Origin of the sequence: Photorhabdus sp. RM322S (genome assembly GCF_042879395.1) — a bacterium.
Lineage (GTDB): Bacteria > Pseudomonadota > Gammaproteobacteria > Enterobacterales > Enterobacteriaceae > Photorhabdus > Photorhabdus khanii.
Genome location: NZ_JBHFKW010000023.1, coordinates 56,344 through 82,013, shown reverse-complemented (window position 1 = coordinate 82,013; position 25,670 = coordinate 56,344). Strand labels below are relative to the sequence as shown.

The window sequence follows — 25,670 nt, the reverse complement described above, 5'->3', positions numbered from 1 at the left end:
GGGGGAATAATGCGTATTGGGGAGGGGATCTTGCAATATTTTATCTGCAATTGCCGACAGGGTTGAATGTGGCAGCGCTATGGTGCCGGCTCCATTATGGTAATTGATTTCATTAATGAGTCGCGTCAGTTTATTAATAAATCTTTGCTCGAACAGGTTATTTAACTGAGCATATTGCTCGGGAGCAATTTGCAACATCTTTTGTCTGGAGCGTGCTTCTGCGGGAAATTGTTTTCTGACGGCGTGAAAATTATCTTCCTGTTTAATTCCCATCAGACGGGTGGTGATTTTATTTATCGGCCCCAGAAAGCAGTGAATTTCCCAGTCACTCAGAACACTGAGAAATTCCCAGATATTGCGCGGATCATAAAACCGGAAAAAGACCGGTTTATCTTGATCCGGTAATAATACCTGAAGAGATTTACGCAGATGCTGACGCAATGTTCTCATGTCCGCCTGTGAATGAAGACAAATTCCCCAGGGGGTTTGCCATTCTGCCAAATAAAGTCCGACTTTTTCTGTGACTTCCACTAAATAAGGCGCGACTTTAAGCAGTTCAGGTTGTAAAGACTCATTATAAAGACAGGTCACCGGGGGATTAACATGTTCCAGAACAAAGAACAATCGGGGTTCGCTGGCGCCGTCAATGACGGCATAGTGTTTTTCAGTGGCCATCAGTCGTTATCCTCCTTTGGACAATGTGCAACAATTTGGTTAATTACCATACGAATGGGAGAATGGGAAAGGGAAGGAAGAATGCACTTATTTTCTTTTAATAACGAAATTTTATTCTGATCAAATTGAAGATTTTTTGCGGGATATAATAAATAACGATGAGAAATTTAATGGGTTAGAATTAACTGCCTCAATGTGATCAAGCGAAATTTATGACTTTAATTTGCGATTATTTGGCATTAAATAATAGTTAAATGGAAGTCAAAGATATATTTGGCTGATTAGACTAATAAGTGCAATTTTTCAGAAAGGGGCCAGTTGCTAGAGTCGGTATCTTTCCCACCATGAAAACGCACTATGACCTATACACAACTAACCGAAACAGAAAGATACCCGATTTCCAGTTTAAAAGAAGCGGGTTTTTCACAGTGTTTCATTGCTCAGTTACTTAAGCGAAGCCCGTCGACTATCAGCAGAGAATTGAAGAGAAACCAAGAAGTCCAGACATACTGCCCTGAACAGGCTCATTTTGAAGGGACTGGCTCGTCGTCATTTTGCTAAGAAAGCGGTGAAAATAACGCCGGAAGTCAAAAGATGGATAAAACGGTTAATTTGGAAAGACTTAAGTCCTGAACAAGTGGCTGATTATTTGAAGCAACATAAAGGGATATCTTTGCATCATGAGACGATTTATAGACTGATTTATCAAGATAAATTTGATATAAAAGATTTAATACCTCTGTATTCGTGATTTTAAATGATTATGGCAAGTTAGGTAAATGTAAAATAAGCGCAGTATAGAATCGCTGATAAATGAATTAAACATGGCAGGATAAACAAAGTGGAATCCTGCCATGTGATATTAATATGGTTTTGTTAGAAATCTTGGTTTAAAATTTCTATATAGCGGTTATAAGCATACACGCGATTGCGTTTTTGGCCGGTAAGTTCAGAGACCAATACGAGATCAGCCTGAGATAAGCGTTCCATCACCTTGCCAATTGTTGCCGGTGTCAGCCCTGTAAGTTGCACCAATTTATTAATGTTGACGATAGGATGCTCAAATAACGCATCCAATATCTGGCTCGCTGAGTTCTCTATACGCCCTAATGGCTGCAACAGTTTTTTGTGCTCACGGTGTAACTGATAAAGTTGTTGGGCGATATTGACTGCTTGTGTCGCTGTAGCCGTAACCGCATCAACAAAAAATAGTAACCACGCTTCCCAATCACCAGTTATGCGGACTTGTTGCAGACGTTCATAGTAGGTTTGTCTATGTTTTTTAAAAAAGACGGATAGATACAGAAGAGGCTGACTCAGAACCTTTGCTTCCACTAAAATTAAGGGAATTAATAAGCGTCCTAACCGACCATTACCATCCATAAATGGATGGATAGTTTCAAACTGAACATGAGCTAAAGCTGCTTTTATCAATGGATCTGTCGGCTCAGGAACATCGTTAATAAACTTCTCCAATGCGGCCCAACAATCAGCCAATTCATTAGCCGGAGGCGGGATAAAAGTAGCTTCATCAGCACGATGACCACCGATCCACACTTGGTTTTGACGGAACTCTCCAGGTCCACGGCTTATACCTCTCCTTGATGTCATCAAAGCGGTATGTAGTTCTTTGATTAAACGAAAAGTGATGGGATAGGACTCTTGAATACGTTGTACACCTAATGATAAAGCATTAACGTAACAAGATACCTCTTGTACATCATCCATTGGCACACCAGGCATCCCTTCCATTTCAAACAACATTAGATCGCTGAGGGACGATTGAGTACCTTCAATTTGAGAGGACATAACGGCTTCTTTACGGACGTAACTGTAAAGAAACAGATGCTCGTCTGGTAAAAACGTACTGATCGCATCTAATCGACCCAGTGCTAACATGGCCTCATTGATCCGTCGTTGCAATTTGCTATTAATATCAAGTGGCGGTATCGGTGGTAGGGGATGAGGCACAAAAGCCTGGCAGGCGACACCGCCAGCAATACTTGGGACATAGTGACCTGTAGATCCGCGTTGCAAGGTTTTTTACTCCTTATTTACATAGCTTAAAGTTAAAATAAGACTGCGCGTTATTTTAACTTAAGGCTGAAAATAAAATAAGGAAAAGTGTTCTTTTAACTTTTGCAGGAATGTCTTAGGGGTCCTGGGATGAGTAGACCTACCCGGTCACCCAGGTAGGCCCCTCCTCAGAACCGGACTTGCAGAATTACCGCATCCAGCTCCCGACAGATCCGTGTCCCCACATCTATTTCGTTGAGGATCTGTTAGCTTGGCTGTTTTTGATTGATGGTGATTTTTTGCACGTTTAGCTATAATGGCTATTCAAGCCATTTTAGACGGTAGGTGATGTATGGAAGTTATTCCCGCACAATTAGCTAAGAACCAGTTTGGTGATCTGCTTATGAAGGTGCAGCGTGAGCCTGTGGAAATTAGTAAGCATGGTAAGCGTGTGGCCGTGGTCATTTCTCCTGAAGAGTATGACCAGTTCGCGCAGCTCAAGCTACAGAGTTTAAAAGCCGTTCTGGCTGAATCTATTGCACAAGCTGACCGTGGCGAATTGCATAGTATTGATGATGTGTTTGCACCGTTGACGGCTGATGAGCTTGAGGGTAAGGCTTAAGGATGAGTGTTCGGTTTACTAAGAAGGCCAGAGAGCATATTCGTGCAATGAAACTCTATTCCATGCGCCGGTGGGGGGCGAATATCGCGGAGGCTTATGCAACTTCATTGCGTGTGACTATGACGGAAATTCTTGATCGTCACCCATCCCCCGGTCGTGATCGTAGTGAAGATCTTCACTATGGTGTGCTGAGTTTTCCCGTTGAGAGCCACATTATTTACTATCGGGAAGTTCCGACTGGTATCGAAGTGTTGGCGGTGTTGCATCAGGCGCAAGATCCACATAAACATCTGTAATAGGGGTCTAGGGTGAGTAGGTAACACCGTTGATGGCGAAGCCTTTTTTAATGAACTGAGATTAAGTCAATGCCATCCGCTTACCGAAACCGGCGATGCACAATTACTGAAGACCTGTTATGACTATATGGATGGGTTCAAACAGGTGATGGACAGAGTGCATCACTTGTCCAAATGGGTTACATCTGCCAGCAGTACGCGGGTTTTTTCCGATTTGCCAAACTGCCAAACTGATGGAAATGCTGGCTCAGGGTATCGCTGAGGGCATTATCGGCGTTCCCTGGGATCTATATTTTAATCAGAGAAAATCGAACCCGGTTTAGGCGATCTGATCGATCGCCAGACAGGACGTTTTCCCAATGGGATTGAGTTATTTTTTAACATTAAATCAGCTCATTACTGAGGTTCCAAATTCAACATAAGAATCTTAGAGCGGCGTTGGTAGTTGTATAGCACTTGTTTCTGAATTGGCAGCATTGAGATTTCCGCCGGTTCAAAACCCCGTTCCTGGAACCAGTGAATGCTGCGGGTAGTCAGGACGAAAAGTTTTTCCAATCCGAGCTGTTTCGCGTGATCTGTAATGCGGTTCATAAGTTCTTCACCTCTTAAAGAACTCCGGTATTTAGGATGAACCGCTAAACAAGCCATCTCCCCAATTTTCTCACCAGGATAGGGGTAAAGGGCAGCACAGGCGATAGTCAGGTTGTCGCGTTCAATAATGATGAATTGATCTATTTCTCTCTCAAGTTGTTCTCTTGAACGGCGAACCAAAATGCCTTGCTGTTCCAACGGACGAATAAGTTCGAGAATACCGCCGATGTCATTAATATTCGCTCTGCGTATTTGTTCCGCGCTCTCCATGACTATTTGAGTACCAATACCATCACGGGAGAATAATTCTTGAACCAGAGAACCATCTGCCTGATAACTCAATAAGTGGCTGCGGTGAACGCCACGACGGCAAGCTTTTATGGCACTCCGTAAAAAACAGGCTGTACCTGAATAATAGTCACCTTCAGCTTCCAGCTCTTTAATGAGATCTGGCGCCTGATTAAGAAAAATTTCAGATAGAATTTTTCCGTCTTTGCCTTGTACGCCTTGAGTAGAGCAGAAACCAATTAGTTTTTCAGCTTGTAGCTTGATAGCCAATTGAGTAGCAACTTCTTCAAATGACAGATTAAAACTCTCGCCGGTAACGGAAACTGCAACCGGACCAATGAGCACTATTGCACCATTGTCTAACTGACGATTTATAGCTGCCTCATCAATACGGCGAATTTTTCCACTGTGGCAATAATCCACACCATCATCAACACCAAGGGGTTGAGCAATAATAAAGTTACCGCTGACAACATTAATATTTGCTCCCTGTAACGGGGTATTATTCAGATTCATAGAAAGACGTGCAGTGATATCCAGTTGTAGTAAGCCAGCAGATTGTTTGACGAATTCTAATGTCTTATTATCGGTAACGCGGGTGTGTTTGTGGTAAATCGGTTCATAATGATGGGTTGCAAGGTTTTGTTCAATTTGAGGTCTGGCACCATAAACGACTATCAGCCGGATGCCTAAACTATGCAGTAATCCGATGTCGTTGATGATGTTCGGGAAGTTCTCGTGAGCAATAGCCTCTCCGCCAAGCATGATAACAAAAGTTTTGCCACGGTGTGCATTGATGTATGGAACCGAGTGGCGAAATCCCTCAACTAATTCGGTGCTGCGTTCTTTCATAACAGATTCTCGATTGAATTTTTATTCGTAATTTATGTATTTTTATTCCTTTTGAAAGAAAATGGCAAGAGGCAATTAAAACAAAAACATTGCGATATACATGTGGACGTGAATAATTTGCCAAATATAAAATGCTTATTACTGATGACAGTATAATGTTGGTTGGTTAGTGTTTTCCACTTGGCTGTTTCTAGGTGAAAGTCACCCTGAATATTTGTATTTTATGAATGGAATAAATAGTAGATGAGTCATTCAGATCTTAATCTGTCACGACGTCGCTTGTTGCAGGGAGCCGCAGCAATGTGGTTGCTTAGTGTCAGCCAAGTGGGTTATGCAGCGTCATCAAAAATTATTGCGGTTCGTATTTGGCCTGCATCCAGTTATACCCGTGTGACTCTTGAGTCCAATATTCCACTCAAATATCGTCAGTTCACGCTGACAAATCCAAACAGAATTGTGGTTGATCTGGAAGGTGTGCAATTAAATCATACCCTCAAAGGGATGGGGGAGCAGATTCAATCCCGCGATCCTTATCTTAAACTGGTCAGGGCGGGGCAGTTTGATCCTAAAACGGTCCGTCTGGTGTTTGAAGTTAAACAATCGGTCAGCCCGCATATGTTTACTTTGAAACCCGTGGCGGAATTCAAGCATCGTTTGGTTTTGGATATTTATCCCGCAGCGGGAGCAAATAAGGATGATGATCCATTACTTGCTCTGCTTGAAGAGTACAATAAAGGTAATTTGGCCGAGGATTTACCAGCGGAAATACCGAAGTCAGGTAAAGCAGGTAAAGACAGGCCGATTGTTATCATGCTCGATCCTGGACATGGCGGGGAAGATCCTGGCGCTATCGGTAAATATAAAACCCGTGAGAAAGATGTTGTTCTGCAAATCTCCCGTCGATTGCGAACTATTATTCAGCGTGAACCGGGCATGAAAGTGTATATGACTCGTAATGAAGATGTGTTTATCCCGCTAAAAGTCCGGGTGGCAAAAGCACGTAAGATGCGGGCTGATCTATTCGTTTCTATTCATGCTGATGCCTTTACTAACCGGGCTGCGCGTGGTTCTTCGGTTTTTGCACTTTCTACTAAAGGCGCAACCAGTAATACCGCACGTTTTCTGGCCCAAACGCAAAATGAAGCCGACCAGATTGGTGGCGTAAGTAAGAGCGGTGATAAGTATCTGGATCATACCATGTTTGATTTGCTACAGACGGCGACAATCAATGACAGCCTTAAATTTGGCAGTGAAGTGCTCAAGCGCATGGGTAAGGTGAATAAACTGCATAAGAACCGGGTGGATCAGGCTGGGTTTGCGGTACTGAAAGCACCGGATATCCCCTCTATTCTGGTAGAAACTGCGTTTATCAGTAATCTGGAAGAGGAGCGAAAGCTGAAAACAGCGCGTTTCCAGCAACAGGTAGCGGAGTCCATTTTCGCGGGTATCAAAGCGTATTTTAATAATGGTGGTGATTTAAATTTATTGTAGCCCTGCTAGTGGGTAGTGATGGGTTGAACTGCTAGGCGTAAGCCCATGACACGCAGGATTGCGCTTAGATTTCTGACCTCTGGGTTGCCTTCGGCTGACAAGGTGCGATAGAGCTGGTTCGGATTCAACTCGGCTTCCTTAGCCACGTTACGAATGCCACCGAAGGCTTTGGTCATTTGGCGAAGGGCAATCAGTAGTTCGGCTTGTTCTCCATCCTCAAGGATGCTGTTTAGCAGTTCGATTGCATAAGCTGGATCTTTGCGGAACACCTCGGCCATTGCGTCGTCGTGTGATCTGTCTTTCATTACTCATTCTCCTATTTGTTTCTGCTTTTCCATTCGCGCCAGTATTCACATGCTCGGGCTATATCCGCGTCTTGCTTGCGTTTATCGCCGCCACAAAGCAGCAGAACGATAGTTAAGCCAGACTTGGCGTAATAGACCCGATATCCTGGCCCTACGTCGATACGCAGTTCCCAGACACCTTCGGATAGGGGTTTATGGTCGCCAAAGTTGCCTAGTTCCATGCGTATGATGCGTCGGTCAATGGCAATTTGAGCCTTGGTGTCACGTATCTGTTCTCGCCATTCTTCGAAGAAGTCACGTTCGTTGTTGTCGATATAGTGTCGTATTTCGTTCATAGCTTTTGTTATCGTTTATAAACGATAATCTGTCAAGCCAGAAATGACTATAGGTGAATATTCGCAATTAAACTGTGCAGATATGCAAATGTGGTGGAGATAAAATAATCCGGAGGTTGTTTTGGGAATTTATATGCTGAAACGCATTAAGAATTGGTTGCGGGGGCCGGATTTGAACCGACGACCTTCGGGTTATGAGCCCGACGAGCTACCAAGCTGCTCCACCCCGCGTCCGATTTGATACTGTTTTAATACCCTGAATTGCGAAAATTGGTTGCGGGAGCCGGATTCGAACCGACGACCTTCGGGTTATGAGCCCGACGAGCTACCAGGCTGCTCCATCCCGCGTCCGTTAAGAACCTAATTTATGTTTTCCTGCATCATTAATGCCTGCCGGAATAGGTTCCTCATTCGCAAATATCGAACTATCTCATTATGTTGGTTGCGGGGGCCGGATTTGAACCGACGACCTTCGGGTTATGAGCCCGACGAGCTACCAAGCTGCTCCACCCCGCGTCCGATGCGGGCACTATACTCAGGATCAGATCTGTTGCAAGTTTTTTTATTAAAAATTGTTTGTTTCGTTACTTTTTTGGTTGGTTACTCTGCATGTTGGTGTTTTTGTATTCGGTTTTGTCGCTGTTTCGTTAAGTTATTTTTTTGTGGTAAGTTTCATTATTTTTGTTGGTTTGGTATTGTTCGCCGTTAGGCAATGTCGGTAAGAGAGAAGGCAGCAATGACATTTTGGAGTAAGTATTTTCTGTGTGGGATCGTGATTTCACTGTTAGTTGGATGTCATTCCCGTCCAACAGCCCAGGGCCAACAATATAAAGATGGTCATATCACTCAGGATTTATTGCTGGTTAATCAGCCCAATGCTCAGGGCAGGCCGGTTAATGCTAAAGATTTTTCGGAGCAGGCTATGCTTATCAGTCAGTCTGCTCCCCGCTTGTATAATCGTAATAGCTCGACTTTTGACGCAGTTCAGAACTGGGTGCTGGCTGGCGGTGCAACCAGTAAATTAAATTTGTTTAATTTACGCGCTTACCAGATGGAAGGTGTGGATAATTACGGTAATGTCCAATTCACGGGTTATTATACGCCGGTGTTACAGGCCCGCCGCGTTAAACAGGGGGAGTTTAGATATCCCTTGTACCGTATGCCGTCTAAAAGCAGATATCATTTACCAAGCCGGGCTGCGATATACAATGGCGCCCTCAGCTCCAGCCTGATCATTGGCTATAGTAATTCTCTGATTGATAACTTTATTATGGAAGTGCAGGGCAGTGGTTATGTCGATTTTGGTGACGGCGAGCCGCTGACCTTTTTGGGTTATTCAGGTAAGAATGGACAGGCTTATCGGAGTATTGGCAGGCTGCTGGTCGAACGCGGAGAAATCGCGCAGAAAGATATTTCTATGCTGGCGATTCGCAAATGGGCTGAATCGCACAGTGAGGCAGAGGTGCGTAAGCTGCTAGAACAGAATCCATCATTTGTCTTTTTTAAACCCGAAGTGTATGCCTCGGTGCGGGGAGCGAGTAGCGTTCCTCTGATTGCAAAAGCCGCTGTGGCCGCTGATAAAATGCTTGTTCCACCAGGAACAACATTGCTGGCGGAGATACCTTTGCTGGATAACCAGGGTAAATTTACCGGTCAGTACCAGATGCGCCTGATGATTGCACTGGATGTCGGCGGCGCAATAAAGGGACATCATTTCGATATCTATCATGGTATTGGCGATGAGGCTGGTATCGCAGCGGGTTTCTATAATCACTACGGCCGGGTTTGGGTGCTGAAAGAAGAGCAGCCTGTTATGCTAACGGTAAATCAGTAATTCCTTTCCACAAATTTTATAACAGGTTTTCAGGATTGATATTCAGTGATGCAAACTTCTCTTTCTGATGCATATATGCAGCGCTTTGCGGGTACAGCCCGTTTATATGGTCAAAAAGCGCTTTCTTTGTTTTCTCATTCCCATGTTTGTGTCGTGGGTATCGGTGGGGTGGGCTCCTGGGCCGCCGAGGCGTTGGCGCGTACAGGAATAGGCGCGATCACCCTGATTGATATGGATGATGTCTGTATCACCAATACCAACCGCCAGTTACATGCTTTAAAACAGCATATTGGACAACCAAAAACGGAAGTGATTGCTGAACGTATTCTGGCGATTAATCCTGAGTGTAAAGTAACGTGTATTGATGATTTTCTCACGTCAGATAATGTTGCAGAGATGATGGCGGGTGGATTCAGTTATGTCATTGATGCGATCGATAGTGTCAGGCCAAAAGCGGCGCTGTTGGCTTATTGTCGTCGTTATAAAATTCCGTTGGTCACAACCGGTGGGGCGGGTGGGCAACTTGATCCTACGCAAATTCAGGTGGTTGATTTGGCGAAAACGATTCAGGACCCTTTAGCGGCTAAGCTGCGGGAAAGGCTGAAATCTGATTATCACGTTGTGAAGAATAGTAAAGGCAAGTTGGGAATTGATTGTGTGTTTTCAACTGAGCAGCTAGTTTATCCACAGAGTGATGGTTCTGTTTGTGCCGCTAAAAGCACCGCGGAGGGGACGAAACGTATGGATTGCGCATCGGGTTTTGGTGCCGCAACAATGGTCACGGCGACATTCGGATTTGTTGCGGTTTCCCATGCACTGAAAAAGATGGTTGCTAAAGCGCAACGTCAGGGCTCGTTTTAATATAATTTTTTGCGGCGCTTTGCACTGTATGGATCAGCGATTTCACGCCGTTCAACCGTGAGCCGCTTAACTGTTGCTCCAGCCCAAGTTGGTGGAGCAGCGCCAACAGGTTAGTTTTCAAAACTTGTTGCGGTGTTTTTCCTTCCACCGCGGTCAATATCACCGCCAGCAAGCCTTTGACAATGCGGCCTTCACTATCGCCATAAAAATGCAGATAACCATCTGACAGTAAGTGATGTCCTAACCAAACCCGGTTTTCACAGCCAGACATTTCGATATCCTGTTGTTTCAAGTTGTCAGGGAGTGCAGGTAGTTTCTTGGCTAGCAGGATTAACTGGCGATAGCGATCTTCCCATTGGCGACATTGGTTAAAGATTTCAACTAACTGTTGCTGGCTAATTTCCTTGCCAAATGGATGTGGTGCGGTCAGGTTTTCTGCTGCTTGAGCCATATTTTATTCATCCTGTAATAGAGAAAGGCCAAATTTCACAGCCTGAACTAAAGAATCGGCATCCTGCTGATTGTTATAAGGCATAAAAGAAGCTCGCAAACAGCCGTTGATACCTAAAGCTTCGATCAGTGGTTGAGCGCAATGCTGACCGGAGCGCAAGGCAATATTTTGTTCTGCCAAAATAGCCGCCAGATCACTGTGATGAATGTCAGCAAAATTAAAAGCCAACAGGCTGGAACCGGCAATGCGATAACTGATAAATCCGGGTAAAGCGGAAAGTTGTTGTTCGGTGTAGTCAGCGAGTGTGACGGCATGGGCTTCCGCTTTGACGATATTAATATCTTTTAGCCATTCCAGCGTGGCAGAAAAACCAATAACACCGGCAACATTCGGTGTCCCTGCTTCAAACCTGAAGGGTACAGCTTCCGGTGTGAAACCGCTGAATGAGGCGTGGGTAAGCATTTTTCCTCCGCCTTGCCAGGGAGACATCGCATCAAGTAACTCACTTTTGCCGTAGAGTACACCAACACCATTTGAACTATAGAGCTTATGAGCGGAAAACGCGTAGAAATCGATGTCTGATAGCTGAACATCAACGGGATTGTGAACAACTCCCTGAGCACCATCAACAACGACCAGACAACCATGTTGGTGCGCTATTTGTGTTATTGCAGTCAGATCGACAGCTCCGCCGGTCACATTGGACATTTGGCTGATTGCTATTAATCGGCTGTGTTGGTTCAGAAGTTCAGGCAGCATATTGATATCCGGCAATTTGCCATTGCCTAAAGGCCATTTAATCACCTTGGCGCCGATTTGTTCCGCCAGCATTAACCAGGGGATCAGGTTGGAATGGTGTTCCTGCTCACTAACGATAATTTCATCACCGGGCTGGAGATGGGGACGGAAATAATTTTGGGCAACCAGATTGATAGATTCTGTTGTGCCTTTTGTCCAGATAATATTTTCGGCTTTTGGGGCGTTGATGAGTTCAGCAACCTGTTGACGGGCATTTTCATAGCGAGAGGTGATTTCCAGCGCTGTGTGATGTTGGCTGCGATGTACAGTAGTACTACTGTATTGATAATAATCCTGAGTTACCTTTATCATGGCTTGTGGTTTCAGGGCAGTTGCTGCACTATCCAGGAATACAGTTTGTTGTTGCAGGGCTGGGAATTGCCGGCGGAACTGTTCTGGTTCGAACTTTTTCATAGTGTTTTAATTAGGTTTCGTGGTTATTGATCAGATTATTCTGTTGGTGATGATGATCCGCTTGCTTGTGGCTGAAAATGGATAGGTTGTTACATCGAATAATATTGCCATGTTCCGGCTATTATGACAAAAAAAGCACCGCAATCGCGCGGTGCATTAAAAATCACTATGGACAGACAGGGTTAAATGTACAGGAAGTGAAAAAAACAGTAGCTTAAGCTACATAGTCTGGTTTCCCAGACAACTTGCAAACACAACATCACAACCACAAAGCCAAAAGTTTCATAGCGTTACAACTAATTCACTTTTCGTTCCGGCTTAGGAAGTGGCGCCACTATAGGGATTTACTGGTGTATCCTCAATGGACAATTTATAATGATTCGGATTACAAAAACTAATAACTAAATATAAAGAGTTACCGGTATCACCAACATTGCATAAGGGCTCACATGTCCAAACGTTTACCACCATTGAATGCGTTGCGGGTTTTTGATGCTGCGGCGCGCCATTTGAGTTTTACTAAGGCGGCTGAAGAGTTATTTGTGACGCAGGCCGCAGTTAGCCACCAGATGAAAAGTCTGGAGGATTTCCTTGGGTTGAAGTTGTTTCGTCGTCGCAACCGATCGTTATTGTTGACTGAAGAGGGACAAAGTTACTATCTGGATATTAAAGAAATATTCACATCAATTAATGAAGCAACGCGTAAACTTCAGGCACGAAGTGCTAAAGGTGCTTTGACTGTCAGTCTTTCACCCAGTTTTGCTATCCAGTGGCTGGTTCCACGGTTATCTAGCTTTAATTTAGCTTATCCGGGAATTGATGTCAGGATACAGGCAGTAAACAGAGAAGAAGATAAACTCGCTGATGATGTTGATGTGGCTATATTTTATGGCCGTGGAAACTGGCCGGGGTTGCGAACGGATCGTCTTTATGCGGAATATTTGCTCCCCGTTTGTGCACCTTCGTTACTGACCGGGGAAAACCCGCTGAAAACTCCCGCAGATTTGGCACGCCATATGTTGTTACACGATTCTTCCCGCCGTGACTGGCAGGCTTATATACGCCAGCTTGATATGCAGCAGCAGATAAATGTTCAGCAAGGGCCGATATTCAGCCATAGTGCAATGGTGATCCAGGCTGCGGTGCATGGTCAGGGGATTGCACTGGCAAATAATGTTATGGCTCGGACTGAAATTGATGCCGGGCGTTTAGTGTGTCCATTTAATGATGTATTAGTGAGTAAGAATGCATTTTACCTTGTCTGTCATGACAATCAGGCTGAGTTGGGGAAAATCGCAGCATTCCGGCAATGGGTGCTGGCACAGGCAGCCAGTGAGCAGGAGAAACTGGGCTTTATTACCAATGAATAAGAAAAGAATAAGGTATTCGGGCTGTAAGAACTCTCAGATATAATGTGAAAAAGGAAGATAACAGTGAATAGTCGTTTAATGCTTATCTTTGCTGGCTTAAGTGGTTTTTTCTATGTGGCATTTGGTGCTGTCGGGTCGCATTTCTTATCCCCGATGATGGCAAAATATCAGATAAGTTGGATTGATCTCGGTCTGCAATATCAAGGTATCCACACTTTGGCAATGATGGCGATGTCTGCCATGCTGATGCGTAGAGTTATTCTCTGGTTTTACTGGAGCGGGGTCTTTTTCGCGGTAGGCATTTTGTTGTTTAGTGGCAGTCTCTATTGTATGGCTTTATTGCAAGCTAAATTTTTTACTTATATTACCCCAGTTGGAGGGTTCAGCTTTCTTATCGGCTGGCTCTTAGTGTTAATTGGCGCTTTGCGTCTAAGGAAATCGGCGCTTCGCCATGAATAAAATTGCTTTATATTGCCGCCCTGGTTTTGAAAAAGAGTGCGCAGCAGAAATCACCGATAAAGCGGGTCAAAAAGAGATTTACGGTTTCGCCCGGGTAAAAGATAACAGTGGCTATGTCCTGTTTGAGTGTTATCAACATGAAGACGCGGATCGGCTTATTCGCGAGATACCATTCCGGGAGCTGATTTTTGTCCGTCAAATGTTGGTCGTGGGTGAATTATTGCGGGATTTATCTCCTGAAGATCGGATAAGCCCGATTATTGGGATGTTACAGGGCGTTATGGAACGTGCAGGTGAGTTGCGGGTTGAAGTGCCTGATACCAACGAAAGCAAAGAGTTACTGAAATTTTGCCGGAAATTCACTGTTCCTCTGCGTAATGCGATGCGTCAGGAAAAGATCTTGTTGATTAGAGAAAACGCTAATCGCCCGGTAATACACGTTTTCTTTATTGCTCCGGGTTGTTGTTATGTTGGTTATTCTTACAGTAATAATAATTCACCATTTTATATGGGCATTCCCCGGCTGAAATTTCCTTCAGATGCACCAAGTCGTTCAACATTGAAACTGGAAGAAGCTTTTCATGTTTTCATTCCTTATGACGAATGGGAAGAGCGTTTGGCGAGTGGTTTGTATGCGGTTGATTTGGGCGCATGTCCTGGGGGCTGGACTTATCAGCTAGTGAAACGCAGTATGATGGTTCATGCTGTAGATAATGGCCCGATGTCGCAAAGTTTGATGGATACAGGGCAGGTTAAACATCACAAAGTTGATGGTTTTAAATTTGTACCTACGGCAAAAAATATTTATTGGCTGGTGTGTGATATGGTGGAAAAACCAGCGAAAGTGACTCAGCTAATGGCAGATTGGCTGGTTAATGGCTGGTGCCGGGAAGCTATTTTTAATCTTAAATTACCCATGAAAAAGCGTTATGAAGAAGTAGCGCATAATTTGCAGAAAATGCATCTGCAATTAAAAGAAAATGGTATCAATGCGCAAATTCAAGCAAAGCATCTTTATCATGACAGGGAAGAAATAACTGTTCATGTCCGCCGTATTTGGTCTGCTTATGCAGCCAACCGGGATGATTATTGATTCACTTATGTTCATCCGCATCCCGGAATAAATTCCGAAAATAAAGTTTACCAAATCGCCTCAGAATATCTGAGGCGATTTCATTTTCCAGTATTGCTTGACATTATTCCATTTATTCAACAAATAAACTATTACACCATATTATATGGTGAGGTCATCATGATTGAATGCAATAATTAATATTGCGTGATTTTTGTCTGGTAAATGTTGGTTTTTTGCTTGACTTAAGGTAAATAACAAATCCAATATATCATTGCGATCGTTTAATGATCTATTGATTTAATATGAAATAGTTAAATGTATTAAGGCTGTAAATTATAATGGATATTTTCTTGTTTTTTTATTATGTTGTAATCTTGTTTTATTTTATAAATATATATTAATTGGATGTTTATTTTATATTGGTTAATTAGGATGTTTTATTGAGGTATTTTCTTTTTGTTAAATGGTCATTGCGATAGTTATTCAGATAAATATAACATTCTTTCAATTCATGTTGCAAAATGTTAATTATTGGTTTCTATATTCTATTTTTAATTTTATTCAATCAACTATATTGATGTCTTTATCTGTTATTTGGAAATCATAAATATAGTTTAATTGTATTTTGATGAAACTCTTAAGAATAAGTAAATAATTGATTGTTTTATTATATATAATTTATTTACTGATTTCTCAGAGTTGTTGTTACTTTGATTAATAATAACATATAGGTTTTATATGGATATTGCCTAACTCAATTTACTTTCAGGTTTCCCAGAACACCTAATATTGCAAGCAGATTGAGTTTTTTATCTGGTATTTGGTCTGTTTATTTGATTGACGGTGATAATTGCTAATTATAATTATTCATAGGAATTCTATAAAATTTTTAAATTTTACTTTGTGGACAATTAAATAATAGATAATTTAGTTATAATAAAATATCAATTAGAAATTAGCGGTGTTTTTTTTGTCTTAAATAGTTATGTGATACAAAACAATCGCTTATTTGTTTTATGTTATTTTTATCACGTTTATATTAAAAAAATATGTTAATTGCTTTTTACATAATTAACTTTAGTGTTACGTTGTTGTGAAAGGGATTTTCATTGTTATTTGTATGGCCGGGAGGGCCTATTGTTCTCAGGTTTTATTGACTTGTATTTAATTAAATAAAAATTCTAAGTCCTGCATTTATGGAGAGATATATGTCTTTAAAGAAGAAAATTTCATACTCGGAACTTATCGGCTCAGCAAAGGCAAATGAGCTTCAGACACAGTTACAGGCTTATGTACCAGGTAAGGATCCTAATATTGTTGTTGAGCATGAGCCAAGTAAAAATGCTGCAAAAGAATTAATTCGAGGTGATTATCGCTGGGGGCATCAGGGCGACGATAAGTCTGAAACTTTCCAATTAACTTATAGTTTTCTGGAGAGTGAACCGGATAATATGCCTTGGCATATTGCTGGGTTTTCAGCATTTAATGAAGAACAAAGAACTGCTGCGAAACTGTCAATACAATCTTGGACTGATGTCGCTAATATTAATTTCACTGAAACAACTGATTCGGATAAGGCGCACATTACCTTTGGTTTCTTTGACGCTAGTTTGACGGGGAGCTATGCGTTTGCTTATCTTCCCAGCCCTGAATCGAAACAATCAGGAACTTGGTATAACCTGAAAAGCCGCACTTTCTCAGAAAATGATATTGGCGTAAACGGTTATGGCCGTCAGACTTTTACTCATGAAATCGGCCATACATTGGGGTTAGAGCATCCCGCTGCATATAATGCGTCTGATAAGGAAAGACCGACTTATAAGAAGAGCGCCACGTATTTTGAAGATAGCCGGGCTTATACGGTCATGAGTTATTTCGGTGAAAAAAATACCGGACAAGACTTTAAAGGTATTTATTCTTCCGCACCATTACTTAACGATATTTCTGCCATTCAGGAAGTGTATGGCGCTAATAATACAACCCGTACAGATGACACTGTATATGGTTTTAACTCCAACACTGATCGTGACTTCTTTACTGCAAAAGATGAGAACAGCAAATTGTTGTTCACTGCTTGGGATGCCGGTGGTAATGACACATTTGATTTCTCTGGTTTTACTCAGGATCAGCGCATCAACCTGAATGAAGCTTCCTTCTCGGATGTCGGTGGTCTGAAAGGAAACGTCTCTATTGCCCGTGGCGTAACGATTGAAAATGCGATTGGTGGCAGTGGTAATGACATTCTGATCGGGAATGACGCAGAGAATATTCTGAAGGGGGGTGCCGGTGATGACATTATCTACGGTGGTCTGGGCGCAGATCAGCTTTGGGGCGGGGAAGGCAAAGATACCTTTGTCTACCTGAGCGCTAAAGAATCACCCCCTCTTGAGCGTGATTGGATCCATGACTTCGTTTCCGGTGAGGACAAGATTGATGTGTCGTTGTTCGATCTGGGTGAAGCAGGGAAAGGTGGCGTTAAGTTTGTCAGGGAGTTCACTGGCGAAGTCGGAGAAGCAGTGCTTCGCTATGATACGGTTAATAAGGTGAATGATTTCGCTATTAATCTGGGCGATAAATTCTCCTACGATGATTTTTGGGTGAAGATTGTCGGAGAGCCGATATTGGAGTCTGATTTTATCCTTGCATAGCAATAGCATAACAACACAACCGCATCTGACTGGATGCGGTTATTAGTTTGGAGGCGGAATGAGTTGTTCAGCCTGGTATCTGAAATTTGTGCTCTTTGTTTCTCTTGTATTCAGTGTTATCGGAGGAAGTATGGCAAGTAGTCTTCATCTCCCATACGCCAGTGAATTAAAAGGCGTGTGGCAACTGTCGGATGAACATCAGCAATGTGATGTCTCATTGACTGACCAACCATTACCTGAGGGGTCAATTTGGTCACTTAACGGTGATAGCGCCTGCTTGACGGATATGTTTGGCGAGGTACCTGCCGGGTGGCGGCCTACTCCTGATGGCATCACGATTACCGATGAGCAGGGCAGTGGTTTGGCTTTCTTCGCTCAGGAGTCGGATGGCTGGTTTGCCCGCTTTGCTGGTGGCCGGGAATTGATGATGAAGCCCAAAGCATAAGAAAAGTGGATAGGGCGGGAAACGTTAGCGTCAGATGGCGATTTTTTTAGAAAGATAAAAAAATATATCAAACAGTGATTAAGGAAATACTGTGAAATTACATCTCCCGAAGGATGAAATTACTGATGTCATTCGTGCCCGTAGCCGGGTGTTCTGGACTATCGGGTTGTTCACTGCCTTTATTAACCTGCTGATGTTGGTTCCATCTGTTTATATGTTGCAGGTTTATGACAGAGTGTTGCCATCGGGCAATGAAATCACTTTGCTGATGTTGACTCTGATTACTCTTGGCATGTTTACCATGATGGGTATGCTGGAATATATCCGCAGCATGATTGTCATTCGTATCGGTAGCCAGCTTGATATGAAGTTGAATAATCGTGTTTATACCGCATCTTATGAATCAAATCTGAAAAATGGCACAACAGATGCGGGTCAGATGCTCAATGATTTGGCAAATATCCGTCAGTTTTTGACCGGCAATGCCCTGTTTGCCTTCTTTGATGCTCCCTGGTTTCCAATCTATCTGTTGGTTATTTTTCTTTTTAACCCTTGGCTTGGTTTGTTGGCATTGGTAGGTGCTCTGGTATTAATTGCCCTTGCTGCGCTGAATCAATGGTTATCAAGTCAGCCTTTATCCGAAGCAAGTCAACTCTCTCTGCATTCAGCCAGCCTTGCCAGCACTAATTTACGTAACGCAGAAGTGATAGAAGCGTTAGGCATGTTGCCGGTGCTTCGTCGGAGATGGTTTGGGTTGCATGAACGTTTTCTGAATTTCCAGCGCATTGCCAGTGAACGGGCTTCAGTGATTAATTCAGTCACTAAAACCGTGCGTATGGCATTACAGTCGCTGATCCTCGGGTTGGGGGGCTGGTTGGCGATTGGTGGGCATATTACACCGGGAATGATGATTGCGGCTTCAATTCTGATGGGGCGTGCGCTTTCACCGATTGAACAGCTTATTCAAGCTTGGAAAGGCTGGAGTGGTGCCCGTCTATCATGGCAACGGTTAACAAACCTGTTAGAACAACAACCGGAACGGAAACTGGGAATGTCATTACCCGCACCAAAAGGCAATTTAGCTGTGGATAAAGTTTCCGCCGCGCCTCCGGGAAGAAACAGCAAGGTTGTTTTACAGGATGTCAGCTTTACGCTGGATGCGGGAGATGTGCTGGGATTAATTGGCCCCAGTGCTTCCGGGAAATCGACCCTTGCCAGGTTACTTGTCGGCATATGGCCTGCACAGGAAGGTGTTGTACGCTTGGATAATGCCGATATTTATCAATGGAATAAAGATGAACTGGGTTCCTCAATAGGCTATTTGCCGCAAGATATTGAGCTGTTTGGCGGCACTATTGCTGAGAACATTGCCCGTTTTAATGAAGTGGAGCCGGAAAAGGTTGTTAAGGCGGCACAGAAAGCGGGTGTTCATGAGCTGGTATTGGCTCTTGATAAGGGTTATGACACGGTTATTGGTGCTGGAGGGGTTGGGTTATCGGGTGGGCAGAAGCAGCGAATTGGTCTTGCCCGTGCGTTATATGATGAGCCGTCATTAGTGGTCTTGGATGAACCTAATTCCAGCCTGGATGAAGCAGGGGAAAGAGCACTGAATGAGGCTATTGCCCAACTGAAAACGCAAGGAAAAACAGTGATTGTGATTACTCATCGCATGTCATTGTTGTCACAGACAAATAAAATATTGTTGCTGGTTCAGGGAAAAATGAAGATGTTTGGCTCATCTCAGCAGGTAATAGCGGCTTTATCGCAACAAAATCAGGAACATTCTGCGGCCAAGGCAGTAGCACAGGCATCATAAGTAAATAGGCATTCAATCATAATAATATTAAATAGCTGAGACGGAGATTTCTGTCCGGGAGTGGATATGTCTGATCAGATTACGCCGGTAAGAGATGGAAAAGGATTGCTGCCTCTGGAAGAAAGGCATTTTTTACGACTAGGATGGTTAGTGATTGGGGTGGGGATCCTGGGGTTTCTTATTTGGGCGGCATTAGCGCCGTTGGATAAAGGGGTTGCCTCTTCAGGCGTGGTGGTGGTGGATGGCAACCGTAAAACCGTTCAGGCCCCGGCAAGCGGTATTATCAGCCAGATTAAGGTTGTTGAAGGCGAAACAATCAAAGCGGGTCAGACACTGGTTCAGCTCAGTCAGGTGCAGGCAAAAGCCCAAGTTGATGCGATTCAGGATCAACTGTATACCACGCTGGCAACGGAAGCCCGTTTATTAGCGGAACAGCATGGTGATGAAACTCTGATTTTCCCTGAAATATTACAGCAATTACAATCTGAACCCCGGGTGAAAGAGATCATCGTACTGCAAAAACAACTGTTTGCATCACGTTGTGAAATGCTGCAAAGCGACTTGGAAGGGCTGGAACAATCTGCCGAAGGCACAAATTTTCAGATTAAAGGGCTGAAATCTTCTCTTGTCAGCAAGCGAGTGCAGCAGGTGGCGCTTAAGGAACAGATAACTAATCTTAAATCTTTAGCGGATGAGGGCTATTTCCCGCGTAACCGTTATCTGGAGCTGTTGCGTGAGCAGGCTGAACTCAACAGCGGCATAGCGGAAATGGTAGGACGTGCTGGTCAGCTTGAAAAACAGTTACAGGAAACACAGCAGCGTATTATTCAGCGTAAAGCAGACTATCAGCGGGAAGTTCGTACTCAATTGGCGGAGGTGCAGGGTGCTGCCAGCGAATACAGAAATAAGCTGGATACCGCACAGTTCGAACTTACCCATACCTCAATTGTCGCGCCAGTTGATGGCACAGTTGTCGGATTAAATGTTTTTACGCAAGGTGGTGTTGTTGCTCCCGGCGAAAAACTGATGGAAATCCTGCCGGATCAGATGGCGCTTGAAGTAGAAACCCGTGTTGCGGTTAATTTGGCGGATAAAATCAGTAAAGGGATGGATGTGGATCTGATGTTCACGGCTTTTAACCAGAACCGGACGCCGAAAATTGAAGGAAAAGTGGTCATGGTTTCCGCAGACAGGTTGGTAGATCCTGCAACCAGCCAACCTTATTATCAGATGAGAGCCGTTGTTTCTCCTGAAGGGATGGAAAAACTGAAAGGGTTGGATATCAGGCCAGGGATGCCGGTTGAGGTCTTTGTCAAAACGGGTTCCCGCTCCCTGTTTAGTTATCTGTTTAAGCCATTGGTGGATCGGGCTTCAACATCGTTGATAGAGGAGTAATTATGAAATTGAATCATGCTTCTTTATCTGTGGGTTTGCTTATTCTTTTCAGCGTCAGTTTATTCTCTTTTCCTGCATGGTCGCTAGGTTTGACAGAGGCTTATGCGCTGGCATTAGAAAATGATCCTACTTTTCTTGCTGCAATAAAAGAGAAGGAGGGGGGGGCTGAGTACGAAAAAATTGGCAGAGCAGAATTGTTACCTAAAGTGATGATGTCTTATCAGAATTCACCGAAGAACTGGCAACATACGGAATATCCTGCTGGTTATGATCGCCGGGGAAATAGGATCACTGAAACCCGGGATCGCCAATATCGCAGTTATAACGCAGCGATTGTGATAACTCAGCCATTGATGGATTTTGAAATATTGGCGCGTTATAAAGCCAGTCAGGCTCACACCTTGATGAGTAATGAACGTTTTCGGGCAGATTTTCAGCAGCTGGCTGTCCGGGTCGTGAATGCTTACGTGGATGTGGCTTATGCGCAGGATCAGATTGATTTAGTCGTACGGCAGAAAATGGCTTATGAAAAACAACTGGAACTGAATAAGAAATTGTTTACTTCTGGTGAGGGGACTCGTACTGATGTGGTGGAAACACAATCCCGTTACAGTCAGTCTGTTGCCGATGAGATAGCGGCCAACGACGATTTGGATGCGGCAATCCGCAGTTTGCAACTGATTGTCGGTGTTCCTCTGCCTGTTGATTTACCGGTACAGCGATTATCGAGTAAAAAACAATTTCAGATATCGAAGTTGTCGCCTGGCCGTTATGAGGAATGGGAAAAATTGGCATTAGCTAACAATCCGGCTCTGGCCGCCTCCCGTCAGGAAGTGAAAGCGGCGTATTATGAGGTGCAACGTAACCAGGCCGGCTATTTACCCAGGCTGGAACTTTACGCCTCCCATTCTGAAAACGAATCCAGCAGCGATAATACGGTAGATCAAAAATATCGAACCGATACCATTGGCTTGCGGATGAGCATGAATATCTATAATGGTGGCGGGACGTCTGCCGCTGTGCGTCAGGCAGCGGCACAATATGGCAGAACTAAATATGATCTTGATGCTCAGGCGGGAGAAATCCTTAATGCATTACGACGCAACTATAATCAGTACCTGAATAGCGAAAAACGGATTAATGCTTATGAAATAGCCGTTGAATCAGCCAGCTTGCAGGTAGATGCGACCAGCAAAAGTGTTGCTCTCGGACAGCGGGTTAATGTGGATGTCCTGAATGCTGAGCAACAGTTATATACTGCCCGGCGTGATCTTTCTCAGGCAAAATATAACTATATTAAAGCCTGGATCGGCCTGCTTAATGAGGCCGGAGAATTAAAAGGCGAACATCTGGATAAAATAGCCGGTTATTTTCGCTAGTTTGCCGTTGTCAGCCGGAGTTGTTGCAGATTGCCAGTTAAAGCCAGATCGGTACGTAATGACGCAACTTCCCGGCTGATAAAAGCGATTTCTTTATTTGGTTCCAGTTTGTTGCGCCATTTATCGGGCTGTTGATCGAGGTTCTGGAAAAGGTTATCCAGTGTACCGGCCTGTTGCAGTAAAGTGGCTGCGGTTTTAGGGCCGATTCCCTGGATTCCAGGGATCTTACTGCTACTGATACCCGCCAGGCCCCAGTAATCAGGCAACTGCTCCGGTAAAACGCCAAATTCTTGTTGAACAAATGGCATATCCAACCAGCGTTTCTGGAAGTAGTCCCGGATACGGATATTCGGTGAAAGTAACTGGCAATAACCTTTATCGGTAGAAACAATTGTCACACTGTGACCAGAGGAAGCGATTTTTACTGACAGCGTTGCTGCCAGATCATCGGCTTCATGCCCTTGCGCGTGCCAGCAGGCAACCCCTTGTTGCTCAAATGGCGCTCTGATCTGCGGCATTTCTTGTTTCAAATTATCGGGCATTGGTGAACGGCCAGCTTTATAGTCAGGCAATATTTGGTGGCGCCAGCTATTACTGCGGTCTGCTTCATCGAATACGGCAACAGCATGTGTGGGATGGGTATGTTGGATCAACTGCCTTAACGCATGTTCACAAGCGGGAATGCATGGGCTACCCTGCACAGCGTGAATACGGCGGATAAGGTTAAGGGCATCAACAATCAGAAGGTGTATCATATTAGGTCACTATTCAGCAGAGTTATGCTCCATCCGTGGAGCAGACATCATTTTTCTTGGGTAATTCTAGCGGATAATTTCGTAGCAGGGCTCGTAGGCTGTGTCACCGGGTAGTTTCATCCGGTGTTGTCCCACAAAGTTCTTCAACAGATTATCCATACGGCGCATTATTTCAGCATCACCGTGGATTTTGAATGGGCCATGTTTTTCAATCGTTTGAATACCAATCTCTTTCACGTTACCTGCAACAATCCCAGAGAAAGCACGGCGTAGCGATGCCGCCAGTTTTTCGGGTGACTGATCGGGATAGAGATTGAGATTAACCATGTTTTCATGTACTGGCTCGAATGGTTGTTGCAGATCATGGTTGATCTTTATTGACCAATTAAAGCTGTATGCATCACCGGTACTGTGTCGGTTCTCTCTCACTAATGGCATCGCTTTTTTCATTACTTGAGCAACTTCCGGCGCATTATCAATAATAATGTGATAATAGCGTCGTGCTTCTTTTCCTAATGTGTGAATAATAAATTCATCCATGACCTGGAAATAGTCCGCACTCTCCTTCGGGCCGGTCAGAATCAATGGCAGCACTTGCCCCTGATTTTCCGGGTTCATCAGAATGCCGAGCAGATAGAGTAATTCTTCTGCTGTGCCGACGCCGCCTGGGAAAATAATGATGCCGTGAGCAATGCGAACAAAAGCTTCCAGACGTTTTTCTATGTCTGGCATGATAACCAGTTCGTTCACGAGTGGGTTAGGGGGTTCGGCCGCAATGATGGAGGGTTCAGTGATACCGATAAAGCGGCTATTTTTGTAATTCTGTTGGGCATGTCCTACAGCTGCGCCTTTCATCGGTGCTTCCATTGCACCAGGGCCGCAGCCGGTACAGATGTTGAGTCCACGTAACCCAAGCTGATTACCGACTTTACGGCCATACTGATACTCTTGCTTACTAATTGAATGGCCTCCCCAACAGACGATCATATTGGGATCTTCATCGGTATGCAGCGCTCTGGCGTTACGCAGAATAGAGAATACTCTGTTGGTGATATGTGCACTATTTGCCAGATCGAGATGATGCTGTTGTGCTGAATCGGTAATCTGAGCATGAACAAACAGGATATCCCGAAGTACTGCGAATAAATTAGCTTGCAGTGAATGGATAAGTTTCCCATCAACAAATGCATCTTCTGGTGGGTTCACCAGTTCCAGTTTTACTCCGCGCTCACGGCGCAATACGTTAATATCAAAATCTGTGTATTTAGAGAGCAGCTCTTTACTATTATCGGTTTGGCTACCTGAATTGAGTACAGCCAGTGAGCAGTTACGGAACAGGCGATACAGATCACTTTTTGCGGTACTCTTTAGCATATCTACTTCAAGTTGAGATAATAAATCCATTGAGCCGAGTGGGTTGATATGTGTGATCAAGAATGACTCCTTTATACCGTGTATGGGCTACACATCAATATCACTAAACTGAATGTATTACATTGCCTATTTCAGCTTATTTTAAACAAACGGCACTCAGAAAATTGATTTATTGACGTGCCAGCCTGCCTGTTGTTGGAACAAAGTCTTCATTATTTGTGCGCCACGGATTGATATCTAATCCTCCGCGTCGGGTATAACGCGCATAGACTGAGAGCTTTTCTGGAGCACATAACTGTTGTAAGTCATTGAAAACACGCTCAACGCATTGCTCGTGAAATTCATTATGATGCCGGAATGATATTAGGTAACGTAACAATGCTTCCCGATTGATTTTGGGTCCTTTGTAGCGAATTTGGATAGACCCCCAATCAGGTTGATGGGTAATCAGACAGTTGGATTTCAGCAGATGGCTAACCAAAACTTCTTCCACCCGTGGGCCTTGTGCTGCACCTTGCAGATAATCACGATTGAAATTATATTCAGTCACTTCAATCTCCTGATTGTCAATACATTCACCGGTAAAAGCGGAGATGGGTTGGTTACTGAAATGATCCAAATGATGCAGTATTACTTCCACATGACCTTCAGCACAAGCGGCCAGATCGCGCTGTAGTGTTTCTTCGACAATTTGCCAGTTTTCAAAGCGGGTCTGGTTAAAGCTATTCAGATAGAGTTTAAAACTTTTAGATTCAATCAGGTTTTTACTCGTTGCATTTAAGCTGACATGCCCGACCGCAACTTGTGGCAGGCCACGGCTATTCAGCCATGACAGTTCATATAATGTCCAGATATCAGCACCGTGAAACGGTAAATTATCAGAGAAAATTTTCAGCGGCTCACGGTTCATACTGCGGGGTACTGCTTGCAATAAGCTGGCATCATATTGGTCACGATAGAAAGTGGTTTTACCCAATGTAAGTTGCTCAAGAGCTTGGTGATCCTGATATAACGACATGTTATTCCTTAAAATTTGATCGTAGTAATAGTAGTCATCGTTCAAGTGTAGCAAGTTATGGTGTTTGTCAGAATTTTATTTGTTGGCCTGTTTTATTAATCAGCCTT

At 43.9% G+C, this 25,670-nt stretch carries 23 protein-coding genes, 3 tRNA genes and 1 pseudogene; 14 read left to right on the top strand and 13 right to left on the bottom strand.

The features are described from left to right. A partial coding sequence (locus ACGF63_RS14705; RefSeq protein ID WP_387631680.1) for a DUF4123 domain-containing protein occupies positions 1-675 on the bottom strand: 675 nt, incomplete at its 3' end. A 357-nt stretch (positions 676-1,032) separates the two neighbouring features. Here ACGF63_RS14705 and ACGF63_RS14700 point away from each other — a divergent pair. Next, a pseudogene (locus tag ACGF63_RS14700) lies at positions 1,033-1,408 on the top strand (transposase); the annotation flags it as partial. A 143-nt stretch (positions 1,409-1,551) separates the two neighbouring features. Here ACGF63_RS14700 and ACGF63_RS14695 read toward each other — a convergent pair. Continuing rightward, a complete protein-coding gene (locus ACGF63_RS14695; RefSeq protein WP_387631677.1) occupies positions 1,552-2,712 on the bottom strand; it encodes a Fic family protein in 1,161 nt (386 codons plus the stop codon). A 331-nt stretch (positions 2,713-3,043) separates the two neighbouring features. Here ACGF63_RS14695 and ACGF63_RS14690 point away from each other — a divergent pair, with 331 nt between their 5' ends. Both ACGF63_RS14690 and ACGF63_RS14685 read left to right on the top strand, forming a co-directional pair. Next, positions 3,044-3,313: a type II toxin-antitoxin system Phd/YefM family antitoxin gene (locus tag ACGF63_RS14690; protein ID WP_152964129.1), complete on the top strand. Its 270-nt coding sequence runs from the start codon at positions 3,044-3,046 to the stop codon at positions 3,311-3,313. 2 nt (positions 3,314-3,315) lie between these two features. Next, the gene (locus tag ACGF63_RS14685) at positions 3,316-3,609 is read left to right on the top strand and encodes a type II toxin-antitoxin system RelE/ParE family toxin (RefSeq protein WP_152964128.1); all 294 of its coding nucleotides are present in this window, start codon (positions 3,316-3,318) and stop codon (positions 3,607-3,609) included. 396 nt (positions 3,610-4,005) lie between these two features. Here ACGF63_RS14685 and argA read toward each other — a convergent pair whose 3' ends face one another. Continuing rightward, complete coding sequence (gene argA, locus ACGF63_RS14680) at positions 4,006-5,340, bottom strand: amino-acid N-acetyltransferase (protein WP_036843784.1); 1,335 nt, start codon at positions 5,338-5,340, stop codon at positions 4,006-4,008. A gap of 243 nt (positions 5,341-5,583) precedes the next feature. On the opposite strand from argA, the gene amiC reads away from it, so the two are divergent. After that, complete coding sequence (gene amiC / locus ACGF63_RS14675; RefSeq protein WP_036843783.1) at positions 5,584-6,831, top strand: N-acetylmuramoyl-L-alanine amidase AmiC; 1,248 nt, start codon at positions 5,584-5,586, stop codon at positions 6,829-6,831. A gap of 5 nt (positions 6,832-6,836) precedes the next feature. Here the strand turns inward: amiC and ACGF63_RS14670 are convergent, their stop codons facing one another. The 5 genes from ACGF63_RS14670 to ACGF63_RS14650 all read right to left on the bottom strand — a co-directional run bounded on the left by ACGF63_RS14670 (position 6,837) and on the right by ACGF63_RS14650 (position 7,987). Beyond that, complete coding sequence (locus ACGF63_RS14670) at positions 6,837-7,136, bottom strand: DNA-binding protein (protein WP_023043337.1); 300 nt, start codon at positions 7,134-7,136, stop codon at positions 6,837-6,839. A gap of 11 nt (positions 7,137-7,147) precedes the next feature. Beyond that, positions 7,148-7,471: a type II toxin-antitoxin system RelE/ParE family toxin gene (locus ACGF63_RS14665; protein ID WP_132354054.1), complete on the bottom strand. Its 324-nt coding sequence runs from the start codon at positions 7,469-7,471 to the stop codon at positions 7,148-7,150. A 154-nt stretch (positions 7,472-7,625) separates the two neighbouring features. Beyond that, positions 7,626-7,702, bottom strand: a tRNA-Met gene (locus ACGF63_RS14660). A 40-nt stretch (positions 7,703-7,742) separates the two neighbouring features. Further along, a tRNA-Met gene (locus ACGF63_RS14655) sits at positions 7,743-7,819 on the bottom strand. Positions 7,820-7,910: 91 nt separating this feature from the next. Next, positions 7,911-7,987: transfer RNA gene (locus ACGF63_RS14650), tRNA-Met, on the bottom strand. A gap of 220 nt (positions 7,988-8,207) precedes the next feature. Between ACGF63_RS14650 and mltA the strand changes: the two genes are divergently transcribed. Together mltA and tcdA are read left to right on the top strand one after the other, a co-directional pair. Further along, positions 8,208-9,305 (top strand): murein transglycosylase A, encoded by a 1,098-nt coding sequence (mltA, locus tag ACGF63_RS14645; RefSeq protein WP_152964127.1) that lies wholly within the window; start codon positions 8,208-8,210, stop codon positions 9,303-9,305. A 48-nt stretch (positions 9,306-9,353) separates the two neighbouring features. After that, complete coding sequence (gene tcdA, locus ACGF63_RS14640) at positions 9,354-10,166, top strand: tRNA cyclic N6-threonylcarbamoyladenosine(37) synthase TcdA (RefSeq protein ID WP_152964126.1); 813 nt, start codon at positions 9,354-9,356, stop codon at positions 10,164-10,166. On the opposite strand, the gene csdE is transcribed toward tcdA, so the two are convergent. Together csdE and csdA are read right to left on the bottom strand one after the other, a co-directional pair. Continuing rightward, complete coding sequence (csdE, locus tag ACGF63_RS14635; protein WP_152964125.1) at positions 10,138-10,617, bottom strand: cysteine desulfurase sulfur acceptor subunit CsdE; 480 nt, start codon at positions 10,615-10,617, stop codon at positions 10,138-10,140. The genes tcdA and csdE overlap by 29 nt on opposite strands. A 3-nt stretch (positions 10,618-10,620) precedes the next feature. Continuing rightward, complete coding sequence (gene csdA, locus ACGF63_RS14630) at positions 10,621-11,829, bottom strand: cysteine desulfurase CsdA (protein ID WP_152964124.1); 1,209 nt, start codon at positions 11,827-11,829, stop codon at positions 10,621-10,623. Between the two features lie 449 nt (positions 11,830-12,278). Between csdA and ACGF63_RS14625 the strand changes: the two genes are divergently transcribed. From ACGF63_RS14625 to ACGF63_RS14590, 8 genes are all read left to right on the top strand, one after another. Then, positions 12,279-13,199: a transcriptional regulator GcvA gene (locus ACGF63_RS14625; protein WP_036843772.1), complete on the top strand. Its 921-nt coding sequence runs from the start codon at positions 12,279-12,281 to the stop codon at positions 13,197-13,199. A gap of 63 nt (positions 13,200-13,262) precedes the next feature. Further along, positions 13,263-13,658, top strand: coding sequence for a DUF423 domain-containing protein (locus ACGF63_RS14620; protein ID WP_036843770.1), 396 nt, complete (start codon positions 13,263-13,265; stop codon positions 13,656-13,658). Next, positions 13,651-14,751 carry a 23S rRNA (cytidine(2498)-2'-O)-methyltransferase RlmM gene (gene rlmM, locus ACGF63_RS14615; RefSeq protein WP_152964123.1) on the top strand — a complete coding sequence of 367 codons (1,101 nt, stop codon included), beginning with the start codon at positions 13,651-13,653 and terminating at the stop codon, positions 14,749-14,751. The genes ACGF63_RS14620 and rlmM overlap by 8 nt, the downstream gene beginning before the upstream one ends. A gap of 1,178 nt (positions 14,752-15,929) precedes the next feature. After that, entirely contained in the window at positions 15,930-17,381 is a 1,452-nt protein-coding gene (gene prtA, locus ACGF63_RS14610; protein ID WP_387631670.1) for a serralysin, read from the top strand. Between the two features lie 58 nt (positions 17,382-17,439). Beyond that, complete coding sequence (locus tag ACGF63_RS14605) at positions 17,440-17,826, top strand: protease inhibitor Inh/omp19 family protein (RefSeq protein WP_021323496.1); 387 nt, start codon at positions 17,440-17,442, stop codon at positions 17,824-17,826. Between the two features lie 91 nt (positions 17,827-17,917). Continuing rightward, on the top strand, positions 17,918-19,642 hold the full coding sequence (locus ACGF63_RS14600) for a type I secretion system permease/ATPase (protein WP_036843766.1): 1,725 nt from the start codon (positions 17,918-17,920) through the stop codon (positions 19,640-19,642). Between the two features lie 66 nt (positions 19,643-19,708). Then, positions 19,709-21,037, top strand: coding sequence for an HlyD family type I secretion periplasmic adaptor subunit (locus ACGF63_RS14595; RefSeq protein ID WP_387631666.1), 1,329 nt, complete (start codon positions 19,709-19,711; stop codon positions 21,035-21,037). Between the two features lie 2 nt (positions 21,038-21,039). Continuing rightward, positions 21,040-22,416, top strand: a complete 1,377-nt coding sequence (locus tag ACGF63_RS14590; RefSeq protein ID WP_387631663.1) for a TolC family outer membrane protein — start codon at positions 21,040-21,042, stop codon at positions 22,414-22,416. On the opposite strand, the gene xni is transcribed toward ACGF63_RS14590, so the two are convergent. From xni to queF, 3 genes are all read right to left on the bottom strand, one after another. Further along, positions 22,413-23,171, bottom strand: coding sequence for a flap endonuclease Xni (gene xni, locus ACGF63_RS14585; RefSeq protein WP_387631657.1), 759 nt, complete (start codon positions 23,169-23,171; stop codon positions 22,413-22,415). The two genes, ACGF63_RS14590 and xni, sit on opposite strands and share 4 nt — an antisense overlap. Before the next feature lie 66 nt (positions 23,172-23,237). Continuing rightward, positions 23,238-24,605, bottom strand: coding sequence for a nucleotide 5'-monophosphate nucleosidase PpnN (gene ppnN, locus ACGF63_RS14580; RefSeq protein ID WP_152964118.1), 1,368 nt, complete (start codon positions 24,603-24,605; stop codon positions 23,238-23,240). Between the two features lie 109 nt (positions 24,606-24,714). Next, positions 24,715-25,563, bottom strand: a complete 849-nt coding sequence (gene queF, locus ACGF63_RS14575; RefSeq protein ID WP_387631653.1) for an NADPH-dependent 7-cyano-7-deazaguanine reductase QueF — start codon at positions 25,561-25,563, stop codon at positions 24,715-24,717. Positions 25,564-25,670: the final 107 nt, after the last annotated feature.